The sequence below is a fragment of the Treponema sp. R6D11 genome, from assembly GCF_054786075.1.
The window spans coordinates 1-374 of sequence record NZ_BDHD01001152.1 but is presented as its reverse complement, the minus strand read 5'-3'; the positions used below and the strand labels follow the sequence as shown (position 1 = coordinate 374).

At 48.9% G+C, this 374-nt stretch carries 1 protein-coding gene; it reads left to right on the top strand.

From position 1 onward, the window contains the following. Positions 1–346: glucuronate isomerase (locus ACYVTD_RS17890; protein ID WP_461248961.1), on the top strand; the 346-nt coding region annotated here is incomplete at its 5' end. Positions 347–374: the final 28 nt, after the last annotated feature.

The following is a 374-nucleotide window of genomic DNA, read 5'->3' as shown; positions in this document are numbered from 1 at the left end:
CCCTAAAGACTACTACCCTCTTGCCACGATAATGGGCGGTTTTCAGGATTCAAACCACGCCGGAAAAATGCAGTTAGGTTCCGCATGGTGGTTCTGCGACCACAGGGACGGCATGGAAGAACACCTGCGCGTCCTTGCCAACTTGGGAATGTTGCCCTCCTTCGTAGGAATGTTGACGGACTCAAGGAGCTTCCTCTCCTACCCGCGCCACGAGTATTTCCGTCGCATTATGTGCAATCTTATAGGCAAGTGGGTGGAAAACGGCGAGTATCCACCAGACGTGCCAAAGCTGGAAAAAATAGTTTTGGATATTTCGTTCGCTAACGCGAAGAGGTATTTTGAGTAATAGACTGAATTTGCGCTAAATGCTATAA